The sequence below is a fragment of the Shimia sp. CNT1-13L.2 genome (assembly GCF_024331145.1).
GTDB lineage: Bacteria > Pseudomonadota > Alphaproteobacteria > Rhodobacterales > Rhodobacteraceae > Shimia.
In genome coordinates, this window is record NZ_JANDJO010000009.1 from 16,790 (window position 1) to 38,240 (window position 21,451).

The window sequence follows — 21,451 nt, forward strand, 5'->3', positions numbered from 1 at the left end:
AAACGTCTTTCCTAGAGGTTGGAGTTACCGGCCGGGCCAAAACCCGGCCGGAACTTTGTCTATGTCTTACTTACAGTTCGACGGGATGTTGTTTTCCGAAGCATAGGCGGCCGAGTCTTCGGCGATCAGACCACCGATCACTTCCATGTCGGTCGGTTTGAAGTCCGAGATCAGCGACCAGGTCTTCGAAGCTGCGTCCCACTGGGTCACACCAACGAGGCCGGGGCCACCGTGGTTTTCACAGGTAACGGTGAAGGACGGACCGAAGTTCGGCATGCCGAGGGCGGCCATTTTCTCTTCGGTGATTTCCAGTGCTTCCATACCGTCACGCATTTGCGACGCGTTGATGTCTGCGGTGCCGTGGATCGCCTGGGCGGTCTTGGCTGCTTCGGCTGCAAGCATCGCTGCGTACATGCCGCGGTTGTAGAGAACGTTACCGATCTGGTCGCCGGCGCCTGCCGCCTTACCAGTGTCGACAACATACTTCTGGATGTCGTCGAAGATCGGGAAGTCACGACCAACGTTGTGGAAGGTCAGCGCCTTGTAGCCGTTCGCCTTGTCGCCAGCCGACAGAACGTCATGCTCTGCACCCGACCACCAGATACCGATGAAGTTTTCCATCGGGAAACGGATGTTCGCGGCTTCCTGGATGGCAACCTGGTTCATCACGCCCCAGCCCCACATCAGGACAAAGTCGGGACGCTCGCGACGGATTTGCAGCCACTGCGACTTCTGCTCCTGACCGGGGTGGTCAACGGGCAGCAGGCTCAGTTCGAAGCCGTGCTTCTTCTGCAGCTCTTCCAGGGTACGGATCGGCTCTTTGCCGTATGCCGAGTTGTGGTAGACCAGCGCGATTTTCTTGCCGCTGATGTCGCCACCGTTGCTTTCCAGCAGGTAGTTCACCGCACCCGACGCACCGTTCCAGTAGGTACCCGGATAGTTGAAGGTGTGGCTGAAGACGTCACCGTTGGCGGCCGAGGTACGACCATAACCCATGGTGTGCATCGGAATGTCGTCTGCCATGGTCTTGGGGATCAGCTGGTAGGTGATACCGGTCGACAGCGGCTGGTACACAAGTGCGCCCTGGCCTTTGGTCGACTCGTAGCACTCAACGCCTTTTTCGGTGTTATAGCCGGTTTCACACTCGAGCAGCTTGGTCATCACGCCGCCGATACCGCCGTCACGCTCGTTCAGCAGGGTGAAATAGTCTGCGTAGCCGTCGGCGAACGGGATGCCGCCCGCGGCGTAGGGGCCGGTGCGGTAGCTCAGCGACGGGAAGACCAGATCGGCCATTGCCGGCGCTGCGGCCATCAGGGCAGCAACTGCAGTTACAAAAGTCTTTTTCATCGGGTTTCTCCTCCCTTTGGTTTGTCCGATGTTGTTGTCCGGGGGCTCCTCCAGCCCCCGAATTCCGGTTGGATGAGGCCCCGCCTTAGTGCGGGAAGGGCCACAGCCGCAGTTTTTCTTTGGCAACGCGCCACAGTTGCGCGAGGCCGTGAGGTTCGAGGATCAGGAAGACCACAATCAGCCCCCCTACGATCACCAGCTGAAGGTGCGCCACCAGGTCGGTAGGCATGCCCAGCCAGTCCACGCCGACCACTTTCAGGACGACGGGCAGCAGCACCAGGAAGGCCGCGCCGGCAAAGGAGCCGAACATCGAGCCAAGGCCGCCGATGATCACCATGAAGAGCACGAGGAACGATTTGTTGATGCCGAAGGCTTCGCCAACTTCCACCGCGCCAAGGTAGACCGAGAAGAACAGCGCGCCCGAGATGCCGACAAAGAAGCCGGAGACTGCAAAGGCGCTGATCTTGGCCTTGAGCGGGTTCACACCGATGATCTCGGCGGCGATGTCCATGTCGCGGATCGCCATCCACTTACGGCCGGTCATGCCGCGGGTCAGGTTGCGGGCGATCCAGGCGCTGCCCACCAGGAAGACGAGGCAGAACAGGTAGGTTGCCCAGGCCTGGGTGTTGGGGCCGGTCACTTCGATGCCGAACAGGGTACGCTCGGGCGCGTTGATCTGGCCCGAAGCCGAGTAGTTGTAGAACCACGGCACACGGTTGAAGAGCCACACCAGGAAGAACTGTGCCGCAAGCGTTGCCACCGCGAGGTAGAAACCCTTGATGCGCAGTGACGGCAGGCCGAAGAGGACGCAGACAAAGGCCGTGATGCCACCCGAAATCAGCACGTGGAAGAAGATATTCACTTCCGGCATCGCGGTCATCAGCTTGTAGCAGGCATAGGCGCCCACCGCCATGAAACCACCGGTCCCCAGCGATACCTGTCCGCAATAGCCGACAAGGATGTTAAGGCCGATCGCCGCGATGGCGTAGATCAGGAAGGGCAGCAGGATCGCGTTTGCCCAGTAGTCGTTGATCAGGAACGGGACCACGAGGAAGGCCACCACCATTGCGGTGAAGTACCCCAGACGGTCGAACCGGATCGGGAAGGTCTGGTTGTCGGATGCGTAGGACGTTTTGAAATCGCCCGCTTCACGATAGAACATGTTTCTTAGCTCCCTTGCGCGTGCGCACGATTGCGCGCTTCGGCGTCAAGTTGGTTGGACTTCTTGGCATAGCCGCTCGCTTCGGCGGCGCGCACAAGTTTGAAATAGGCGAAGATACCGATGATAAGTCCGGCAAAGGCCAGGATGACCGCCATCGTCACTTGTCCGTCGTCGAAGTCTTCCGCCGTCACGGCGAGGTATCCGAAGGCCCAGAAGCCGGACCAGGCAACAACATTGAGGATGGCGATCAGCTTGGTCATGGACTTATACCCTCTCGATGATCTTCTCGCCGAACAGGCCTTGCGGACGGAACACGAGGAAGATCAGGGCGAGGACGTAGGCGAACCAGTTCTCGGTCGCGCCGCCGACCATCGGGCCGATTGCGAATTCGAACAGTTTCTCACCCACACCGATTATCAGGCCACCGACAATCGCACCGGGGATCGAGGTAAAGCCACCCAGCATCAGAACCGGCAGGGCCTTGAGCGCGATCAGCGACAGCGAGAACTGCACGCCTGATTTGGCGCCCCACATGATACCCGCGACAAGGGCCACGAAACCGGCAACCGACCACACCAGAACCCAGATGAAGTTCAGCGAGATCCCCACCGACAGAGCCGCCTGGTGATCGTCCGCCACGGCGCGCATTGCACGGCCCTGCTTGGTGTACTGGCTGAAGATAACCAGTGCAGCAACAAGGATGATGGCGACGATGGTTGCGGTGATGTCGAGGTTGTCGATGAAGAAACCATAGCCGAAGATGCCATAGGTGAATTCGTCGATCGGGATGTTGATGCCCTGCGGCAGACAGGCGTTCGCGGTCATGCAGACATCAAGTTTCTTGATCTCCGAGTTCCACATCAGGTCGGCAAACCCTTCAAGGAAGTAGGCAAGGCCGATGGTTGCCATGAACAGGATGATCGGCTCCTGGCCAACCAGGTGTTTGAAGACGACCTTCTGAACCGCCCAGGCCAACAGGATCATGACACCAACCGTCAGCAGGATCGCGATGAACGAATGGATGTGCCAGCCGAAGTGGTGGATGTGCGTGCCCAGCATGGCGTTGATTAGGTGGGCAAAGGGCACTTGGCCCTTCTGGATGCCGACAAGGGTCATCGCTGCGAACAGCGCCATAACACCCTGGGCAAAGTTGAAGATCCCCGAGGCCTTGTAGATGAGAACGAAGCCCAGCGCCACGAGGGCATAGAGCACGCCTGCCATCAAGCCGTTGAGGAAAACCTCCATGGCAAATACGAGTTGTTCAGGCATGCTTCACACCTCCGATTTTCATTTGTTTCTCAGTGCGTTGATTAGTCATGCGACACCCCCAGATAGGCGTCGATCACCGCCTGGTTCGAGCGCACTTCGTCGGGCGTGCCATCACCGATCTTCTTGCCGTAATCCATCACGACAACACGATCGGAAAGGTCCATCACAACGCCCATGTCGTGTTCGATCAGGGCGATGGTGGTGCCGAATTCGTCATTCATGTCGAGGATGAAGCGCGACATGTCTTCCTTCTCTTCGACGTTCATGCCGGCCATCGGTTCGTCAAGCAGCAGGATCGACGGTTCCGCCGCCAGCGCACGCGCCAGTTCCACCCGCTTCTTGAGACCATAGGGAAGACGGCCAACAGGAGTTTTCCGGATGTGCTGGATTTCGAGGAAGTCGATGATCTTTTCCACGAATTCGCGGTTCTCGATCTCTTCCTGCTCGGCCTTGCCCTTCCAGATCGCCTGGCTGAACAGGCCCGCATTCATCTGACGGATACGACCGGTCATGACATTGTCGAGAACGGTCATGCCTTCGAACAGCGCGATGTTCTGGAAGGTCCGGGCGATGCCCTGTTCAGCGACCTGATAGGGTTTCATCGGCGGGCGTTTCTTGCCCTTGTACCAGACCTCACCCTCCTGCGGGACGTAGAAGCCCGAGATGACGTTCAGCATCGACGATTTGCCGGCACCGTTCGGGCCGATGATGGCGCGGATTTCGCCCTCGCGGATGTCGAACGAAATGTCGGTGATCGCCTTCACACCGCCAAAGCGCAGCGTGATGTTCTTCATTTCCATCACGGTCGGACCGATCGTGCGGCCGTCTTCGGTGACGTAGCTTTCCTGCGTGCTCATTCTGCGGCTACCTTTGCTGCGGTTGAGACCACGGCAGCGTCACGCAGTTCCAGCGTCGCGCTGATGCTGCCCTTGCGGCCATCTTCATAGGTCACCTCGGTGGTGGTATCGACGGAGGTCGAGCCGTCATACAGACCGTCCACCAGATCCTTGAACTTGTCGGCAACCACGACACGACGCACCTTACGGGTCCGGGTCATTTCACCGTCATCGGCGTCCAGTTCCTTGTGCAGAACAAGGAAGCGGTGGATCTGACAACCCGACAGCATCGGGTCTTCGGCAACCGATTTGTTCACCGTCTCAACGTGTTCCTGGATGGTGTCCAGAACCTTGGGGTGACCCGCCAGTTCCTGATAGGACGCATAAGCCACGTTGTTGCGCTCGGCCCAGTTGCCCACTGCGGTCAGGTCGATGTTGATAAAGGCAACGCACTTGTCCTTGCCATTGCCAAACAGAACCGCTTCGAGGATGTCCGGATAGAACTTGAGTTTGTTCTCAACGAACTTCGGCGCAAACATGCTGCCGTCGGCCATTTTGCCAACGTCCTTGGCACGGTCGATGATGCGCAGGTGACCGGATTTCTCTTCGAAAAAGCCCGCGTCGCCCGTGGCAACCCAACCCTCGGCGTCCTTGGTCGACGCAGTGGAATCCGGGTTGTTGTAGTATTCGACGAACACGCCGGGCGAGCGGTAGAAGATCTCGCCGCTGTCGTCGATCTTGATCTCGACATCCGGTGCAGGCACGCCAACGGTGTCGGCACGCACTTCGCCATCAGGCTGAACGGTGATGAAGACGGTCGCTTCGGTCTGGCCGTAAAGCTGCTTTAGGTTGATGCCCAGCGAACGGTAGAATTCAAAGATTTCCGGACCAATCGCTTCACCGGCAGTATAGCCAACGCGCACGCGGCCAAGGCCAAGCGTGTCTTTCAGCGGGCCGTAAACCAGCGCATTGCCGATTGCATACTTGAGACGATCAGCACCGCTCACAGGTTTGCCGTCCAGAATGTCACCACCAACCTTCTTGGCGTGCTCCATGTACTTGTGGAACGTCTTACGCTTGAAGTTACCCGCGTCTTCCATGCGGATCATCACGTTGGTCAGCTGGGTTTCGAACACGCGCGGCGGAGCGAAGAAGTAGGTCGGGCCGATCTCGCGGAGGTCGGTCATCATTGTGTCCGCCGATTCCGGGCAGTTCACGCAGAACCCGCACCAGTAGGCCTGGCCCACCGAGAAGATGAAGTCACCCACCCATGCCATCGGCAGGTAGGAGAGGATTTCCTCTTCCGAAGTCAGGTTGTCGAACTCGGAGGCGTTCTTGGCCGATTCGATCACGTTGCGGTTCGACAGAACCACGCCCTTGGGGCGGCCGGTGGTGCCCGAGGTGTAGAGCATCACGCAGGTGCTGTCGTAAGTCAGCTTCTCACGGCGCTCCTTGAGATCGGTGATGAACTCGTCATAGGCGGCACGGCCCTGGTTCTGCACGTGGCTATACTCGTGCAGCGCGTGGTGGTCGTACTTACGCATGCCACGCGGATCGATGTAGATCATGTGCTCGAACTGGTGCAGGTGCTCCTGGATCTCGATGATCTTGTCGACCTGTTCCTGGTCTTCCACGATGGCGAAACGCGCGCCGCAGTGACCAAGGATGTACTCCATCTCTTCCGCAGCGCTGTCGTTGTAGACCGGCACCGGAACGGCACCGACCGACTGGGCGGCGACCATCGCGAAATAGAAATACGGCCGATTGCGGCCGATGATGGCGACGAAATCGCCCTCGTTAACGCCGAGGTTGATCAACCCAAGCGCTAGCGCTTCAATCTCTTTCTCGGTTTCTGCCCAAGTCCAGGTCTGCCAGATCCCGAACTCCTTTTCCCGATATGCAGACTTTTCTGCGTACAGGGTGGCGTTACGCTGCAAAAGCGCCGGAATGGACGCAAGCCCACCGGTCGCCTGTGACGACTGTGCCAAATTCTAATCCTCCCTAAAGCCCGCCTCTACGGGCCAAATCGCCGAAACGATTCCTCCACCACTAAGGTGCGGGTTTCAGACTGTGCGTCAACTTTTTCCTGAACATTTCCCAATCCTTACGAATTGTAACAGGGCACATTTCCTGCTTTTCGTACCCGTGAAACCGGTGTTAGCCATAGTGAAGGAGGACCTGAAAATGCCCGCCACTTCCGGCACGATTCAGGCCATGACAATGGCCGGCCTGAACCTGATCCAACAGGCGCTTTCGATCTATGACAGCGATCTGAAACTGGCCGTTTCCAATGCACGATTTCGGGAAATGTTCCGTCTTCCCAGCCATTTGGCGACACCCGGTGCCGATTTTGCAGAGACCATACGCTACCTTACGGAGCGCGGAGAATACGGCGAGATCGAAGACATCGAAACCTTCGTTCAAGGCAAGGTTGATCAGGCCCTCGCATTCGAAGCGCACTATGTGGAACGTCAGCGGTCAAATGGCCGCTGGGTCAGTATCGAGGGCTTCCCCTTGCCCGAAGGGGGGTGGGTCGCCGTTTACACCGACATCACCGCCACCCGTCGGCAGGAGTTGCTGCTGCGCTCACGCTCCGAGGAACTCTCGGATCAGCTGCTGCAATACGCCGAAGAGCTTTCGGCCACCAACCGTCAGCTCGAATCAACCATCACCGCGCTGGAAGAGGCAAAGCGCCAGATCTCGATCTCCGAGGCCCGCACCCGCCTGACCACCGAGATGATGCCGGCGCATATCGCCCATGTCGGCCCCGACCGGCGCTACACCTATTCCAACCGCAGGCTGAATTCCGTGATGCCAGGCCGGCCGTCGAACATCATCGGCCAGCATATTCGCGACGCCCTTGGCGACTCCGCCTACAAGGCCATTCGCCCGCATCTCGACGATGCTTTCAAGGGCAAGGCCTCGGCATTTGAATTCAACGACCACATGAGCACGCGGCGCATCCGCACCGCCTTTACCCCTGACAGCGGAACCGGCGAGGAACGGGGCGTCTATATCCTGTCGATGGACATCACCGAGGAAACCCAGACCCGCGTCGCCCTGCAACAGACCCGGCGCCGCGAAATCGCCGCGCAGATGACAAGCGGCCTTGCGCATGATTTCTCGAACCTGCTGACGATCATCCTCGGGATGCAGTCGAAACTTCAGAAGATGCCCCTGTCGGAAGACGCCAGCGAACTGGTCGAAGCCACGCTGGCCGCCACCCATCGTGGCGGCACGCTTCTCAACCGCATCGCCGACATGACCGGCCACCGCGCACCGGAAATGCAGCCCACCAACATGGCCGCCTTCTTTGCCGACCTGAACACGCTGGCTACATCAACCCTTCCGGCGGGCATATCGCTGACCATCAATGACCACATTCCCAACGAAACCCTGCTTGTCGATCCCGGCATGTTGCAGGATTCGCTACTCAATCTTGTCCTGAACGCGCGCGATGCCTGCACCGGCCACGGGGCTATCACGCTCGACGCCGACATTGTTCACGACACCTGGGTGCAACTGCGGGTCTGTGACACCGGGACGGGCTTTTCCGAAGAAGCCCTGAAACACGCGCTTGATCCGTTCTTCACCACCAAGGGCAGCGAGGGATCGGGCCTTGGTCTTGCCATGGTCTATGACGTGACCAAACTGGCGGGCGGCGAGGTGCGGCTGGAGAATACCGATGTTGGCGGCTGCGTGACCCTGCGCCTGCCGCTGCGCCGTGCCAAGCGTGATTCAACACCCGGCCTTGCCCTGCTGGTCGAGGACAACCCCGACCTTCGTGGCCTGATCCGGGACATGCTGACCGAGATGGGCCACACCGTGATCGAAGCCGCCAGCGTTGACGAAGCCCAGATCCTGCTGGCGCAGGTGCCCGACATCTCGATTGTCCTGTCTGATATTTCCCTTGAAGGCGAGGCCACCGGCGTCGACCTAATCCGCACATTGCCAAGCGACGGGGTGCCATCTTTCCTGATGACCTCCTTGCCGCAGACCCACCCCCTCTATATCGAGGGGGCTGCCCGTGCCCCTGTTCTGTCAAAACCGTTCAGCGCCGGACAGCTTGATGCCTTCCTGCATGCGAGGTGACCCATGACCGCTCCGCTCGTGACCATTCTTGATGACGAACCCGAAATCCGCTCGATGCTGGCCGATGCCCTCGAAGACGCGGGTTTTCGCACCATGGGCTTTGGCCGTGCCACCGAATTCGAAGCGGCCCTGCAAACCACCACGCCCGATGTCTGCCTTGTGGATCTCGGCCTGCCCGACAAGGACGGCCTGACCCTTGTGCACCGTCTTGCGCTTGAACAAGGGGCCGCCGTGATCATCATCTCGGGCCGCGCGCAGGTGCAGGATCGGGTCACCGGCCTCGAACTGGGGGCCGATGACTATATCATCAAACCCTTCGATCCCGCCGAAGTGGTCGCCCGCGTTCGCGCCCGTCTGCGCAAGGAACGCCCGGCCTCGCCCGCCTCGAGCAACACCGCGCGCTTCAACGGCTGGACCGCCTATTTCGACCGCTACGTGCTGGAAGATGAGACCGGCACCGAAACCACCTTCAGCCACGCCGAAGGCGAGGTCCTGCGCCTGTTCCTCGACAGCCCCAAACGCCTGATCAGCCGGGCGCACATGCAGGAAACCCTTGGTGGCGCCGCCGGCGAGAGCTTTGACCGCGCCATGGATGTGCGTATCTCGCGCCTGCGCACCAAGCTCAAGGAAGATCCCAAGAACCCCCGCCTTATCAAGACGATATACGGTGCCGGCTATATCTTTCTGGGGGATGTTTCCTGGGGTTGAGATGGCCCGAAACACCCCCATAAATTGATCTCAAAACCCAAAAAACAACAAAATGTAGGTAAATCCCCCATATTATGTTATCCTACCCGTGCAGACAGGTAGGAAACAACTATGAGCAGTCTCGAGCAGTACACAGCCCTTACCGCATTGTGGATCGCCGTGGCATGGGTGCCCTACATCCTGGATCGGATCATGGTGCGCGGTCTGATGGGCGCACTTGCGAACTACGATCCTGACGCCACGCCACAATCGGCATGGGCTCAGCGGGCGCAACGCGCGCATCTGGTTTCAGTTGAAGCTTTCGCCGCGTTCGCCCCGCTGGCCATTCTCGCGATGATCAAGATGCCCGAGGATGGCTATCCCGGCATCCTGGCGATGACCTTCTTCATCGGAATTATCGCTCACTACATAATTTACGTGCTGGGCATCGTGGTCCTGCGCACGCTGGCATTCGCGCTGGCGGCCTTCTCCACGATCGGTCTGGCCCTGCGCGTTTTCGGAGTGATCTGAGCTCCTCCCACAAGGGTTCACTCCCTCTGCCCCCATGAACCCCTCTCTGGTCATGGGGGCCTTTTTTGAACTCAGGCAAGGAACAGGGCCTGCCTTGCGCGGAACTGTGGCACCAAACACTCGCGGAACGCCGCAACCTTGGCCGAAGACCAGATGTCGGGATGGGCCACCAGCCAGACATCGGCATAAGGTTGCGGCGCAAGCACCGGCACCTGCACAAGACCCGGGCTGACCCGGCCAAGAAACAGCGGCATCCGTACCACCCCGAGCCCCGCTTGCGCCATTCCCACCATCGCCGCCATATCGTTGCACTGCAATAGCATCCGGTGGTTGGCGTAAGCCGGATCAATGCCGCCCGGCACACGCCCCAATGCGTCATAGACAATCCAGTCCACCAACGTCTCCGGATCAGCCTCCAGGCGCTCTGCCCAACGCGGGGCCGCAAAGGCAGCTGACTGCTGCGCCGTCAGCCGAAGCCCCTTGAGGCTGTCGCCCGGATCATTGCTGATACGAATGGCAAGATCCGCCTCGCGGCGCCCAAGATCGATAAGGTCATTCGACGCCCTCAGGTGCAGATCAACATTCGGATGGCTGGCCATGAACCGGTCAATCACCTCCCCCAGCAGGGGGCCGATCATCAGCTGCGGCGCCGTCACCACAAGCCGCCCCTCCAGCCGCGCATCACGCTGGGTCAGATCACGCATCAGGTCGTGTTCGCGCGCTTCCATTTCCGCGGCATGGCGCGCCACCGCCAGCCCGTCTTCGGTCGGGCGATAACCATCGGCAAGCCGCTCGAACAGGGTCACCCCAAGCGCCGTCTCGGCCCGGGCAATACGCCGCGAGACGGTGGTGTAGTTCACCCCCAAGGCCTTGGCCGCCGCAGCAAGCGAGCCACCGCGCACCAGATGCATCACCGTGCGAAGATCATCCCATTGTGCCGCCATACATGCATTTTCGCACATCACTGATGCAAAGACACGCGTTTTCTCGCACCTCGGTGCTGCCTAGCTTGAGGCCATCACAGACACCGAAAGGACCATCCCATGATCTACGCCTACGCGAAACTCACCGTCACCAACCCCGACTCCCTTGCCAAATACCGCGAGGTCGCCGGCCCCGCCCTCGCCCGTCACGGCGGCAAGGTCGAACAGGCCAGCGCCAACAGCATGGGCATTGACGGCACCCCCGATGTGCCCGACGTCGCCGCCATCCTGTCCTTCCCCGACAAGGACAGCGCGCTGGGGTGGATCAACGATCCCGAGCTGGCCGACGTCCACGCCCTGCGCCGTGAGGCTGGCGGCTCGGATATCGTGCTTTTGGGGTGAATTAGTCTCGCATTCAGTCTCTATTGCACCCGGATTCGCGGTGCAATAGAGTCACCCCATGCCTGTTTGCATTCTCTATCGACGCAGCCGCGCGGCCCGCCCGCGTTACTACCGCGTCGAGATCGCCTTCAACCTCTTCAACGAAGTCTCCGTTCTGCGCGAATGGGGTATTTCCGGCGGCAAACCGGTGTCGCGCATCGACCTCTTCGGCAACCTGCTCGATGCCTCACGGGCCGCCGACCGGTTCCGCAACCGCGCCCTGCGCCGCGGCTACAGCCGCAGCGACCGCGCATTGGTCAGTTCGTAAGCCGCGCCACAGCGCCAGCCAGAACCTCCAGCCCCGTCACCAGATCGGCCTCGTCCGTGTCCTCGGCAAAGGCATGGCTGATGCCGTTGATCGACGGCACGAACAGCATCGCCACCGGCATGTGCCGCGCCACGTTGGTGGCATCATGCAGCGCCCCCGAAGGCATCTCGCGCCACCGCCCCGCGGCCAGCCGCTCGGCGCTCTCGGCCAAAGCCCCGCGCAGCCGGTCATCCATCGCCACCGGCTCCAGCCCCAGCATCGGCCCGAAACTCAAATCCAGCCCCCGCGCCCCGGCAACTTCCTCGGCAAGGCTGCGAATGATCCCCTCCATCTCCTGCAAGCGCGCCACCTCGGCGTCGCGCCATTGCATCGAGAAGGTCACCTTGCCCGGCACGATCGACGAGGCATTCGGATGCACGTTCACATGACCAATGGTCCAGACCGTCTCCGGCGTAACCACCCCAGCAAGTGCCGCATTCAACCGCGTGGCAAACTCCACCATCCCCTGAACCGCGTCCCGGCGCAGGTGCATCGGTGTGGTGCCCGCGTGATTCTGCTCGCCCTCAAGGGTGATCCGCATGTCGCGAATACCCACGATGTCGGTGACCACGCCAATCATCTCGCCCGCCTGATCCAGCCAGGGACCCTGCTCGATATGCATCTCGATAAAACCGGTGAACCGGCCCGGATCCACAAAATCCCCGGCCATATCAGCCATGGAGGCCCGCGCCTCGACGAATCGCACCCCGTTACGATCGGTCAGCGCGTCCGCCGTCTCGAGCGGCAGGACGCCGCCCCAGATCGCGCTGCCCGTGGTCACGCCAAACCGGCCTTCCTCGTCCTGGAACGAGACCACCGACACCGCCGGCCCACCGGCCTCCTGCGCCGCACGGGCGATCTCGAGCGCCGCAATCACCCCAAGCGCCCCGTCCAGCCACCCGCCTTCCGGCTGGCTGTCACTATGCGATCCCAACAACAAAGACGGCCCCTCGGCCAATCCCCAGATTGACCCCACCGGATCCACATGCACCGACAGTCCCGCCGCCCGCATCCGGTCCATCAACCACCGTCGCGCCGCCACATCCGGCTCGGAAAACGCCGGCCGCACCACGCCCTTGCCCTCACCAGACGCCCCGAACTGCCGCAAGCCATGCAAGTCCTCAAGAAACCGCGCCGAATCCACTTTCATGACCACACCCTCTCTTCAATGCACCCCAAAATACTCCCGCCGGAGGCACCCGCAATCTCCGTAACAGTCGTGACTTAAGCTGCAGCTCCGAAAATATTCTCTCTATGGTATTTTAGAAACTCTGGGTGAGGATGATGCCGAGGGTTTCTAGGTAGAAACAACTTGCCGCCAGGAGCGATTAGCCGGCCTCGAACTTCAGACGAAACTTTGTTTTCGGAAACCAAAATCTCGAAGTTCTCCCCTACTGAAATGAGACCTCTGTCAAACATCCAATGGACAGTTCCTGAGAGCGCCAAACCGTTTATGACTATGTCGGGACCCTTGTCTTTGACTGGTCTGATATGCGCGGCCTGAACTTCAGCGCGACCACCTCCGTTCCTCAAGTCCAGACCGGATATTGCACAGCGTCCTTGATATGCGGCTTTGACCGCTCGGGCGAACGACTGGTCTCGCGCCGGCCGGGACGTCAAAACTTCCTTTCGAAACTCTTGCAATAGCGGGCCGACAAACGGCGCCTGACCATCCGCGAAACCAGTGGAGCCTTGGGCATCAAACATTGCCTCGCGCGGTAATGCGTTCGGCCCTTCCAGTGGCTTCAAGCCCGCACTCACAATGGATGAAAACTCATCAAATGATATGCGACGAACCGCTGAAACGCTCGCTCCACCGGACATTGCAGAGCCGTCATGACCTCTTAGACTGTGCTCATAGGCCAGCCCAAATGGATTGTTGCGTGGTACTGTTTGTTCAAATTCCCACTGGGTGCCTTCTTCAAAGACTGCAAAATAGTGGTTCGGCTTCGAAGGATCTTCGACAATCGCGTCAATCTTTACAACTGACGTGTAACCAAGAGCACCCTTTTTTCCTTCATAGATAATAACCCAATCACCTAGGCATTCTTCAACGCGACGAAGGTAAATCTTGGGAAAGTGGTAGGCGATGCCAGGGCGATCGTCGTAAATCGAAATTGGGTTTTGAATGAAAACTGAATTGGCCATAGGGCGATAGAACGCCCTATGGCTATGATTTTCAAGAGCTTATTCCGCCGCGATCTGGCCCTCGATCTTCTCGACCTTCACTGCCGAGAACTTGAACTCGGGGATTTTGCCGTAGGGGTCCAGCGCCGGGTTGGTCAGGATGTTGGCGGCCGCTTCCACATAGGCAAACGGCACGAACACCATGTCCTCGGCAATCGCGCGGTCGGCGCGCGCCATGATCTCGATTGAGCCACGGCGGGTCGACAGGCGGATCATCTCGCCCGGCTCGATCCCCATCAGCTTGAGCGTGCGCGGGTTCAGCGAACAGTTCGCTTCCGGCTCGACCGCATCCAGCACCTTCGAGCGGCGGGTCATCGACCCGGTGTGCCAGTGTTCCAGCTGACGCCCGGTGGTCATGATCATCGGGAACTCTGCGTCCGGCGCCTCATCCGGCGGGATCACCGAAGCCGGGGTAAAGCGGGCACGGCCCTCGGGACGCGGGAAGCCATCACCGAACACGATCGCCTGACCGGGGTCGGTCTCGTGCAGCGACGGATAGGTGATGGTCTCGGTCTTGAGACGCTCCCAGGTGATGTTGTCGAGCGACTTCATGGTCTTCTTCATCTCGTCAAAGACCTGGCTCACATCGGTGTAATCCCAGTTCAGACCAATGCGCTGCGCCAGTTCGACCGTGATCGACCAGTCCTCGCGCGCCTCACCCGGAGGCGTCACCGCGGGGCGCACCCGCTGCACTTGGCGGTTGGTGTTCGACACGGTGCCGTTCTTTTCATACAGCGCCGAGGCCGGCAGGATGATATCGGCATAGTTCGCCGTTTCGGTCAGGAAGATGTCCTGCACGATCATCAGCTCAAGCTTGGCAAAGGCATCCCGCGCGTGATCGGCGTCCGGGTCCGACATCGCCGGGTTCTCACCCTGGATGTACATGCCCTTGATGTTGCCGGCATAGGCCTGGTCCACGATCTCGGTCACGGTCAGGCCCTTCTCGTTCGAGAAGTCCTCCGACTCCCAGACCTGCGTGAACTTTTCGCGCACCTCGTCCGAGGTCACGGTTTGATAGTCCGGCAGGAACATCGGGATAAGGCCCGCGTCAGAGGCGCCCTGTACGTTGTTCTGGCCGCGCAGCGGGTGCAGACCTGCCCCCGGCTTGCCGACGTTACCGGTCATCAGCGCCAGCGAGATCAGGCAACGCGAGTTGTCGGTACCGTGGATGTGTTGCGACACGCCCATGCCCCAGAAAATCAGGCCTGCCTTGCCACCGGCAAAGGTGCGCGCCACGCGGCGCAGCTGCTCGGGGCTGACGCCGCAGATTTCCGACATCTTCTCCGGGGTGAACTGCTTCAGGTGCTCTTTCTCGGCGTCCCAGTTCTCGGTCCAGCGGTGGATATACTGGCTGTCGTAGAGTTCTTCCTCGACGATCACGTTCATGATCGCGTTCAGCATCGACACATCGGCACCGGGACGGAACTGAACCATCTCGGTTGCAAAACGACGCAGGCCCACACCGCGCGGATCCATCACGATCAGCTTGCCGCCACGCTTGGTGAACTGCTTGAAGTAGGTCGCGGCAACCGGGTGGTTCTCGATCGGGTTAGACCCGATCACGATGGCCACGTCGGCGTTTTCGATTTCGTTGAAGGTCGCGGTCACGGCGCCCGAACCCACGTTCTCAATCAGCGCCGCCACCGAAGAGGCGTGGCACAGGCGGGTGCAGTGGTCGACGTTGTTGTGCTTGAACCCCTGGCGGATGAACTTCTGGAAGAGATAGGCCTCTTCGTTGGTGCATTTCGCCGAGCCAAAGCCCGCCACCGAACGCGGATCTTCCGCGCGCAGTTTCATCAGGCCCTTGGCAGCCAGATCCATCGCCTCTTCCCAGGATGCTTCGCGGAAGTGGGTCGACAGGTTGCCCGGATCGACGTTCAGGCCCTTGGCCGGTGCGTCTTCGCGACGGATCAGAGGCTTGGTAAGACGGTGGGGGTGGTGGATATAGTCAAACCCGAAACGGCCTTTGACACAGAGGCGGCCTTCGTTCGCCGGGCCGTTGATGCCCTCGACATATTTGACCTTGCCGTCCTTCACCTTGAGCGACACCTTGCAGCCCACACCGCAGAACGGGCAGACGCTTTCGGTTTCGCTGTCGTAATCCTTGCTGTCGCCAACCTGGGCGTCATCCACAACCGTGGCAGGCATCAGCGCGCCGGTCGGGCAGGCCTGAACGCACTCGCCACAGGCCACACAGGTCGACTGGCCCATCGGGTCCATGATGTCGAAAGTCGGATAGGCATCATGGCCACGGCCGGCCATGCCGATCACGTCGTTCACCTGCACTTCGCGGCAGGCCCGCACGCAGAGACCACAGGAAATACAGGCATCCAGGTTCACGCGCATCGCGACGTGGCTGTCATCCAACAGCGGGATACGGCCCTCTTCCAGCTTCGGAAAACGGCTTTCCTCGACACCGTTCAGCTCGGCCATCTCCCAAAGGTGGCTAGACTTGTCGTGCGCCTCTGCCTTCTCGGGCTGGTCCGCCACAAGCATTTCCATGACCATCTTGCGGGCACTGGTGGCGCGGGCGTTGTTGGTGGTGACCACCATGCCCTCTTGCGGCTCGCGGATACAGGAGGCGGCAAGGGTACGTTCGCCCTCGATCTCGACCATACAGGCGCGGCAGTTGCCGTCAGGGCGATAGCCCGGTGCCGGTTTGTGGCAGAGATGCGGAATGACCAGACCACGGCCGTTGGCGACTTCCCAGATGGTCTCTCCGGGCTTGGCTTCGACGGTTTCACCGTCCAGCGTGAATTTGATGGTTTCGGACATGCGTGTCTCCATGGATTCCGCGCCACCATACCCCAGCGTCGCGCTTGGGCGAGTCGCTCAATCCGACAGGCCGGGGTATATTTGCGCCAAGCGGCACACCTTTGCACACCGGAAATTCCGATGCGTCACGCGGCACTTGGCGGCGCATTTGCCCTTTCCGCGCGTCGCCCGCTGGCTTAGGCAAGGGGCATAGTCAAAGGATATCCCGATGCCCCACATTACACTCGTTCGCCACGGTCAGGCCAACACCGATGCCCGCGATGAAATCTCCTATGACCGCCTGTCCGACCTCGGCCATCAACAGGCGCGCTGGTTGGGGGCGCATATGGAGGCCACGGGGGACCGGTTTCAACGTGTGTATTGCGGCACGCTGACCCGCCATATTGAGACCGCCATCAGCATGGGGGCCGAGGCCCACGCGACCATCGTGCGCGACGAACGTCTCAATGAATTCACCTACTTCACCCTGTCCCAGCTGATGGAAGAACAGCACGGCCTGTCGGTCCCGTCCGAGCGCGAGGGCTTTGTCGAACACCTGCCAACCGTGCTTGGGGCATGGGAGCGTGGAGAGATCGAGGGCGCGCCGGAAACCTATGCCCAGTTCGAATCGCGGGTCCGCGATGTCATGGCCGAAATCGCCGCCGGTCAGGGCCGCGCACTGGTGGTCACGTCAGGGGGCCTGATCGGCATGGTCCTGCGCCAGACCCTGTCTCTTGATGTGCAGGGCTGGGCCAAGATGTGCCTCGCGATCATGAACACCTCGGTGCATCGCTGGCAGATGGTGCTGGAACAACCGCTGCTGGTTCAATTCAACGGCGTTGCCCACCTCGAAGCGCCGGATCGCCAATACGCCCAGACCCACCTCTGAGCCGCAGGCACCAAAGGGCAAACCCCGTCAGGGGGTCTGCCCGTGTCTTTCAGATGTGCCGCTATAGGGCCGGATCAGGCCGCCTTGTCGGCAAAATCGCGATGGATGTATTTGCAATCGCAATAGGGGCATTCGACAAACCCCTCTTCGGCGGGGATTTGCAGGTAGACGCGGGGATGGCCAAGCGCGCCTTCGCCGCCGTCACAGGCCACCTTGTAGCTGTCCACGATCTTGGTTTCGGGCGCTTCAGTCGTCATTGCCTATCGTCCTTCTGATGTCGTTCCGGTTGTTCATTCGCACCGGTTTCGTTATGCGCGAATATGAGCGATCAAAGCCCCGGGAGCAAGAGCAGCCATGACGCAGAACGCCATCGAGATTCGCGGCCTGAAAAAGACCTACCGTGGCAGCAAGGGCGAGCCCGAGAAACACGCTCTCAAGGGCATCGACCTTGATATTCCCGCCGGGTCGATCTTTGGCCTGCTTGGCCCCAATGGTGCCGGAAAATCGACCATGATCAACATCATGGCCGGCCTTGTCACCAAAAGCGCGGGCAGCGTGAACATCTGGGGATTCGACCAGGATCAGAACCCGCGCCAGTCACGGGCCGCCATCGGCGTCATGCCACAGGAGCTGAACCTCGACCCGTTCTTCTCTCCCCGCGGTGCGCTTGAGGTGCAGGCGGGCCTTTACGGTGTCCCGAAATCCCAACGCCGCTCTGACGAGATCCTTGAAATGATCGGTCTCTCCGACAAGGCCGAAGCCTATGCCCGTACCCTGTCAGGCGGTATGCGTCGTCGCCTGCTTCTGGGCAAGGCGCTGGTCCACCATCCGCAAATCCTCGTACTCGACGAACCCACGGCGGGCGTCGACATCGAATTGCGCCAGATGCTCTGGACCAACATCCGCAAGCTGAACCGCGACCGCGGTATGACCATCATCCTCACCACCCACTATCTCGAGGAAGCCGAGGAAATGTGTGACGAGATCGCCATCATCAACCACGGCGAACTGGTCGCCCGCGACAGCACCCGCAACCTGCTCGGCCAGATCGACCGCAAGACCATGGTGATCGACCCGATGGACCGCCCCGAGACCCTGCCCGAGATGGAGGGCCTCAGCGCCTGCCGCCGCGACGATGGCACCCTCGCCTTCAGCTACGAAGCCAGCAAGATCACCGCCGAAGCCGTGCTCGAAGCCGTCCACAGCGCCGGTATCCGCATCCGCGACGTGAAAACCGAACAGGCCGACCTCGAAGACGTCTTCCTGTCCATTACCTCAAGCCGCTGACGCAAGAGCAGGTTTGCCTGGCTTTTCCACCTGCCCATAGGGCAGCGACTGCCTGGGCGGGCGCGAATGCGCCTGCCGGGGGGCAGGCAGGAGCGGCCCGGCGGTGCCGCCGGGCGTTTCCCTATCAGCTCGGTAGATCGGAAAATGATTGCCCGCTTTCCCGCGCGATCAATCCGCGAACAGGTGCTGTGTCTTCGCCAGCTTCTCTGCCGCCTCGTCATTGATCGACAGAAACTCCTTCAACACGGCGACGTGGTCCGCCACATCGTCGCCCTCACGCATCCGCACGTGGTTTTCAAAGTTGGCATCGCGAATGCGGTCGCCTTCCAGAACAATATCCTGACGGATTGTCGGCAACAGGCGCTGGATCGTCTCGGCCGGGGTCTGCGATCCCGCCAGACCAATTCGCGAGGCATGGCCGACGAGGTATTCATCGGAAAACTTGCACTCAAGCTCAAGAAGACGCGTGCCGGAGCGGTCGCCAAAGAAGTCATAGAGCAGGTCCACCGACGAGGGATCAAGACAGATCACCAGCCGGTTGGTATCGAAATAGTCAAACAGCATCCGCATCAGCGCCCGGCGGTGGCGCGTCCGCTTGCCCAGCGTGGCCTGAATGCCGCCAAGATCGGGCAGTGGCGTGCTTTCCTCATTGAACAGATAGGCAATCGCCGCCAGCCCCGTGGTCTGGGCGATATTCTCGGTCAGCCGCTTGGCGACGTGCCACTTCTTGCAGACGATGATCAGCAATTCGCGGTCCCGTCCAAGCGTCGATTCCGTCTCCCAGAACCGCGAGGCAAACCGCCGCCCGATCCGGCCGCGACCGGTCAGGAACTTGAACAGGCTCGGGCCTTCCGCCGAAATCTGGAACCGCACGTCCTTGGCGGTAAACAGGTCCGCCAGCCGCTGCTTGAGGTCCAATGCCTCAGGGCTGATCTTGCGGGCAAACAGATAGTCCTGACTTAGCAACAGGTCATAGTGATCGTTGTAGAAGGTCAGCGGCATCCCGTAGTCGGTGAACATCAGGAAGGTCAGCGTGCGGGTGCGGATTTCCCGTTCGGGCACAAGGTGGCGCACGATGGTCTGGAAAAACGTCTCATCGGGAATCCAGGTCGTGCGGAAAAACCGCATCACATCCTTGCGCTTGCGGGTGAACTCCAGCACCGCCTCGATGGTCTGGCGCCGCAGACACCACCACTGCGATCCAATCTGCACCTGGATGTCCGGCGGGATTTCACGCGTCAGGCCAAGACGTTTCTGCAGATTGTAGGAGGCATAGAACCGCCGTTTCTGGGTCCGTTCGTTGAACCAGTGACGATAGATCAGGCGATCCATCTTCATCCCGGTCTTGATCCAGTCGCTTTCGATGAAATCAAAACTCTCGATCACGTCGCAATCGTTGTCATCGAGGTAGTCATGGATATAGTCCGCCGTCTTGATCGGCTGGCAATCGCCCGACAGCATGTAGAAATGGGTGGCGCGCGGAAAGGCCTCGACCGCGGCTTCGACGGCATAAAGCGTGGCCTCGACAAGCGACCATTCACCCCAGCCGCACTTGATGCGCTTGGTGGCATAGGCCACGTTCGGATTGTCGGCGAGACCGTCCTGGATGAGCTGAAAATACTCTTTCTTGGCGCGCGCGTCGAAGTGGATCGAAATATAATCCCCCGCCGCAGTCAGCATCTGAGCTTGCTTTACGATCGCCTCGGGGTCCTTATGACACAGAAGAATAAAGGCGATTTTTGCCATATTGGAAACCAACACCCCGTTTTACATTGATTGTTTATCTCAATAATGCTGAACGGACGTTGAATAAACAGACTTTCTTTGCTTTTTTACTGGCAAACCAAACTGTGGCCGAAATGTCCGGATCACGGTGATACTGGAGGCAATTGAGATATGGGCTTTCCCGGCACCTGGATGACCGAAAGCGAAAGCGTGGTTTACCGCGTTGTTCCCAAATGCGCGTGTTCGACCATCGGTCAGATCATGTATTATTCCGATCACGGCGAATTTTTTGACGGCGATATTCACGATGCCACAGGTGGCATGCATAAGTGGGCCATCGACGCGAGCCAGGATCCGATCACGCGTAACGTGCAGTCACACGGCTCTTACGCCTTCACCTGCGTGCGCAACCCCTACACCCGCATCCTGTCGTCCTTCTTCGACAAGATCTGCGGCATCCAGCGCAACGGCAAACGCTATCGCGGCAATCTCGTGCCGATGCTGATCCAGAAATACGGCATCGAGGTCGGTGGCGATGACGGCAAGCAGGAGTTCGACCAGATCAAGAGCTTCCGCCGCTTCCTGTTGTTCGCCCGCGACACCATCCGCTGGCGCCGCCCGATGGACCCCGACATCCACTGGTCGGCGATGTCCGGCCACGTCTCGACCTTCATCGTGAACGGCGGGCGGTATGACAACATCTTCTGGACCGAAAAGTTCAACGACGGCATGCAATCGGTGCTGGACGCCATCGACACCAAGGCCGAGGTCGACATCAACGCCATCCCGCGGTTCAACGAATCCGAAGGCCACGGCCCCAAGCGCGCCCATCCGGTCGAAGACTATTTCGACGATCTGTCGATGCACCTGGTCTACGAAATCTACAAACGCGATTTCGATCTGTTCAAATACGATTTCGAAGACCCGTCCAACAAGATGCCGATCGGCGAGATCGACCTTGAAGAAGTCCACGCAAAGCTGGGCGATTAAGGCCCCGTAGTCAGGAAGACCACC

20 protein-coding genes are annotated in these 21,451 nt (G+C 60.0%); 8 read left to right on the plus strand and 12 right to left on the minus strand.

Annotated elements, in window-relative coordinates:
- Positions 1-66: 66 nt before the first annotated feature.
- The 6 genes from NNA36_RS16190 to NNA36_RS16215 form a co-directional block, all read right to left on the minus strand.
- Positions 67-1,347, minus strand: coding sequence for an ABC transporter substrate-binding protein (locus NNA36_RS16190; protein ID WP_255108909.1), 1,281 nt, complete (start codon positions 1,345-1,347; stop codon positions 67-69).
- 85 nt (positions 1,348-1,432) lie between these two features.
- A complete protein-coding gene (locus NNA36_RS16195; RefSeq protein ID WP_255108911.1) occupies positions 1,433-2,509 on the minus strand; it encodes a branched-chain amino acid ABC transporter permease in 1,077 nt (358 codons plus the stop codon).
- Positions 2,510-2,514: 5 nt separating this feature from the next.
- Positions 2,515-2,769, minus strand: a complete 255-nt coding sequence (locus tag NNA36_RS16200) for a hypothetical protein (RefSeq protein WP_255108913.1) — start codon at positions 2,767-2,769, stop codon at positions 2,515-2,517.
- A gap of 4 nt (positions 2,770-2,773) precedes the next feature.
- Entirely contained in the window at positions 2,774-3,778 is a 1,005-nt protein-coding gene (locus tag NNA36_RS16205; RefSeq protein WP_255108915.1) for a branched-chain amino acid ABC transporter permease, read from the minus strand.
- A 41-nt stretch (positions 3,779-3,819) separates the two neighbouring features.
- Positions 3,820-4,635: an ABC transporter ATP-binding protein gene (locus NNA36_RS16210; protein WP_255108916.1), complete on the minus strand. Its 816-nt coding sequence runs from the start codon at positions 4,633-4,635 to the stop codon at positions 3,820-3,822.
- Positions 4,632-6,602, minus strand: a complete 1,971-nt coding sequence (locus NNA36_RS16215; protein WP_255108918.1) for an AMP-binding protein — start codon at positions 6,600-6,602, stop codon at positions 4,632-4,634. The genes NNA36_RS16210 and NNA36_RS16215 overlap by 4 nt, the downstream gene beginning before the upstream one ends.
- 196 nt (positions 6,603-6,798) lie before the next feature.
- Between NNA36_RS16215 and NNA36_RS16220 the strand changes: the two genes are divergently transcribed.
- The 3 genes from NNA36_RS16220 (at position 6,799) to NNA36_RS16230 (ending at position 9,924) form a co-directional block, all read left to right on the plus strand.
- On the plus strand, positions 6,799-8,706 hold the full coding sequence (locus NNA36_RS16220) for a PAS-domain containing protein (protein WP_255108920.1): 1,908 nt from the start codon (positions 6,799-6,801) through the stop codon (positions 8,704-8,706).
- Between the two features lie 3 nt (positions 8,707-8,709).
- Positions 8,710-9,414: a response regulator transcription factor gene (locus NNA36_RS16225; RefSeq protein ID WP_255108922.1), complete on the plus strand. Its 705-nt coding sequence runs from the start codon at positions 8,710-8,712 to the stop codon at positions 9,412-9,414.
- Positions 9,415-9,525: 111 nt separating this feature from the next.
- A complete protein-coding gene (locus NNA36_RS16230) occupies positions 9,526-9,924 on the plus strand; it encodes an MAPEG family protein (protein WP_255108924.1) in 399 nt (132 codons plus the stop codon).
- Between the two features lie 71 nt (positions 9,925-9,995).
- Here the strand turns inward: NNA36_RS16230 and NNA36_RS16235 are convergent, their stop codons facing one another.
- A complete protein-coding gene (locus NNA36_RS16235; RefSeq protein ID WP_255108926.1) occupies positions 9,996-10,868 on the minus strand; it encodes a LysR family transcriptional regulator in 873 nt (290 codons plus the stop codon).
- Between the two features lie 99 nt (positions 10,869-10,967).
- On the opposite strand from NNA36_RS16235, the gene NNA36_RS16240 reads away from it, so the two are divergent.
- Both NNA36_RS16240 and NNA36_RS16245 read left to right on the plus strand, forming a co-directional pair.
- A complete protein-coding gene (locus NNA36_RS16240; protein WP_255108928.1) occupies positions 10,968-11,249 on the plus strand; it encodes a DUF1330 domain-containing protein in 282 nt (93 codons plus the stop codon).
- A 58-nt stretch (positions 11,250-11,307) separates the two neighbouring features.
- On the plus strand, positions 11,308-11,556 hold the full coding sequence (locus tag NNA36_RS16245; protein WP_255108930.1) for a WGR domain-containing protein: 249 nt from the start codon (positions 11,308-11,310) through the stop codon (positions 11,554-11,556).
- Here the strand turns inward: NNA36_RS16245 and NNA36_RS16250 are convergent.
- The 3 genes from NNA36_RS16250 to fdhF form a co-directional block, all read right to left on the minus strand.
- On the minus strand, positions 11,546-12,745 hold the full coding sequence (locus NNA36_RS16250) for a hydantoinase/carbamoylase family amidase (protein WP_255108932.1): 1,200 nt from the start codon (positions 12,743-12,745) through the stop codon (positions 11,546-11,548). The two genes, NNA36_RS16245 and NNA36_RS16250, sit on opposite strands and share 11 nt — an antisense overlap.
- Before the next feature lie 74 nt (positions 12,746-12,819).
- The gene (locus tag NNA36_RS16255) at positions 12,820-13,743 is read right to left on the minus strand and encodes an HNH endonuclease (RefSeq protein WP_255108934.1); all 924 of its coding nucleotides are present in this window, start codon (positions 13,741-13,743) and stop codon (positions 12,820-12,822) included.
- A 39-nt stretch (positions 13,744-13,782) separates the two neighbouring features.
- Positions 13,783-16,557 carry a formate dehydrogenase subunit alpha gene (gene fdhF, locus NNA36_RS16260; protein WP_255108936.1) on the minus strand — a complete coding sequence of 925 codons (2,775 nt, stop codon included), beginning with the start codon at positions 16,555-16,557 and terminating at the stop codon, positions 13,783-13,785.
- 208 nt (positions 16,558-16,765) lie between these two features.
- On the opposite strand from fdhF, the gene NNA36_RS16265 reads away from it, so the two are divergent.
- A complete protein-coding gene (locus tag NNA36_RS16265; RefSeq protein WP_255108938.1) occupies positions 16,766-17,425 on the plus strand; it encodes a histidine phosphatase family protein in 660 nt (219 codons plus the stop codon).
- Positions 17,426-17,499: 74 nt separating this feature from the next.
- On the opposite strand, the gene NNA36_RS16270 is transcribed toward NNA36_RS16265, so the two are convergent.
- Entirely contained in the window at positions 17,500-17,682 is a 183-nt protein-coding gene (locus NNA36_RS16270; RefSeq protein ID WP_255108939.1) for a zinc-finger domain-containing protein, read from the minus strand.
- A 97-nt stretch (positions 17,683-17,779) separates the two neighbouring features.
- On the opposite strand from NNA36_RS16270, the gene NNA36_RS16275 reads away from it, so the two are divergent.
- On the plus strand, positions 17,780-18,712 hold the full coding sequence (locus NNA36_RS16275) for an ABC transporter ATP-binding protein (RefSeq protein ID WP_255108941.1): 933 nt from the start codon (positions 17,780-17,782) through the stop codon (positions 18,710-18,712).
- 168 nt (positions 18,713-18,880) lie between these two features.
- Here the strand turns inward: NNA36_RS16275 and NNA36_RS16280 are convergent, their stop codons facing one another.
- Positions 18,881-20,458, minus strand: coding sequence for a DUF5928 domain-containing protein (locus NNA36_RS16280; RefSeq protein ID WP_255108943.1), 1,578 nt, complete (start codon positions 20,456-20,458; stop codon positions 18,881-18,883).
- Positions 20,459-20,608: 150 nt separating this feature from the next.
- Here NNA36_RS16280 and NNA36_RS16285 point away from each other — a divergent pair, with 150 nt between their 5' ends.
- Positions 20,609-21,427 (plus strand): sulfotransferase family protein, encoded by an 819-nt coding sequence (locus tag NNA36_RS16285; RefSeq protein WP_255108945.1) that lies wholly within the window; start codon positions 20,609-20,611, stop codon positions 21,425-21,427.
- Positions 21,428-21,451: the final 24 nt, after the last annotated feature.

Coding starts and splice junctions, on each gene's coding strand:
- NNA36_RS16230 (WP_255108924.1), top strand. CDS start 9,526: ATGAGCAGTCTCGAGCAGTACACAGCCCTTACCGCATTGTGGATCGCC.
- NNA36_RS16190 (WP_255108909.1), bottom strand. CDS start 1,347: ATGAAAAAGACTTTTGTAACTGCAGTTGCTGCCCTGATGGCCGCAGCG.
- NNA36_RS16240 (WP_255108928.1), top strand. CDS start 10,968: ATGATCTACGCCTACGCGAAACTCACCGTCACCAACCCCGACTCCCTT.
- NNA36_RS16285 (WP_255108945.1), top strand. CDS start 20,609: ATGGGCTTTCCCGGCACCTGGATGACCGAAAGCGAAAGCGTGGTTTAC.
- NNA36_RS16235 (WP_255108926.1), bottom strand. CDS start 10,868: ATGGCGGCACAATGGGATGATCTTCGCACGGTGATGCATCTGGTGCGC.
- NNA36_RS16255 (WP_255108934.1), bottom strand. CDS start 13,743: ATGGCCAATTCAGTTTTCATTCAAAACCCAATTTCGATTTACGACGAT.
- NNA36_RS16275 (WP_255108941.1), top strand. CDS start 17,780: ATGACGCAGAACGCCATCGAGATTCGCGGCCTGAAAAAGACCTACCGT.
- NNA36_RS16220 (WP_255108920.1), top strand. CDS start 6,799: ATGCCCGCCACTTCCGGCACGATTCAGGCCATGACAATGGCCGGCCTG.
- NNA36_RS16225 (WP_255108922.1), top strand. CDS start 8,710: ATGACCGCTCCGCTCGTGACCATTCTTGATGACGAACCCGAAATCCGC.
- NNA36_RS16210 (WP_255108916.1), bottom strand. CDS start 4,635: ATGAGCACGCAGGAAAGCTACGTCACCGAAGACGGCCGCACGATCGGT.
- NNA36_RS16280 (WP_255108943.1), bottom strand. CDS start 20,458: ATGGCAAAAATCGCCTTTATTCTTCTGTGTCATAAGGACCCCGAGGCG.
- NNA36_RS16265 (WP_255108938.1), top strand. CDS start 16,766: ATGCCCCACATTACACTCGTTCGCCACGGTCAGGCCAACACCGATGCC.
- NNA36_RS16195 (WP_255108911.1), bottom strand. CDS start 2,509: ATGTTCTATCGTGAAGCGGGCGATTTCAAAACGTCCTACGCATCCGAC.
- NNA36_RS16245 (WP_255108930.1), top strand. CDS start 11,308: ATGCCTGTTTGCATTCTCTATCGACGCAGCCGCGCGGCCCGCCCGCGT.
- fdhF (WP_255108936.1), bottom strand. CDS start 16,557: ATGTCCGAAACCATCAAATTCACGCTGGACGGTGAAACCGTCGAAGCC.
- NNA36_RS16250 (WP_255108932.1), bottom strand. CDS start 12,745: ATGAAAGTGGATTCGGCGCGGTTTCTTGAGGACTTGCATGGCTTGCGG.
- NNA36_RS16200 (WP_255108913.1), bottom strand. CDS start 2,769: ATGACCAAGCTGATCGCCATCCTCAATGTTGTTGCCTGGTCCGGCTTC.
- NNA36_RS16270 (WP_255108939.1), bottom strand. CDS start 17,682: ATGACGACTGAAGCGCCCGAAACCAAGATCGTGGACAGCTACAAGGTG.
- NNA36_RS16205 (WP_255108915.1), bottom strand. CDS start 3,778: ATGCCTGAACAACTCGTATTTGCCATGGAGGTTTTCCTCAACGGCTTG.